1 protein-coding gene is annotated in these 473 nt (G+C 66.6%); it reads right to left on the reverse strand.

Translation table 11 applies throughout. The features are described 5' to 3' along the window. A partial coding sequence (locus tag EIZ44_RS44490) for a superoxide dismutase (RefSeq protein ID WP_134734622.1) occupies nucleotides 1-473 on the reverse strand: 473 nt, incomplete at both ends.

Genomic DNA, 473 nt, shown 5'->3' on the forward strand with positions numbered 1-473 from the left:
TTGACGTAGTCCGGCTTCACGTTCTTGTAGTCCAGGTAGAACGCGTGCTCCCACACGTCGACCAGCAGGATCGGCACGGTCGGCAGGATCAGGTTGTTGTGGTGGTCGCGCAGCTGCTGGGTGATCAGCGTCTTGCCGATCGGGTCCCACGACAGCGCGCCCCACCCGTTGCCCTGGATCGTGGTGGACACCGCGGTGAACTGGGCCTTGAACTTGTCGAACGAGCCGAACGCCTCGTCGATCGCCGCGGCCAGCTCGCCGGTCGGCTTGTCCCCGCCCTCGGGCGAGAGGATCTTCCACCACACCACGTGGTTGGCGTGCCCGGCCAGGTTGAACGCCAGCGTCGTCTCCAAGCCCACGATCGAGCCGAAGTCGCCCGCCTCCCGCGCGGCGGCGAGCTTGTCCAGCGTGTCGTTCGCGCCCTTCACGTAGGCGGCGTGGTGCTTGCTGTGGTGCAGCTCGTTGATCTCGCC

Source organism: Amycolatopsis nivea, from assembly GCF_004522235.1.
Taxonomy (GTDB): domain Bacteria; phylum Actinomycetota; class Actinomycetes; order Mycobacteriales; family Pseudonocardiaceae; genus Amycolatopsis; species Amycolatopsis nivea.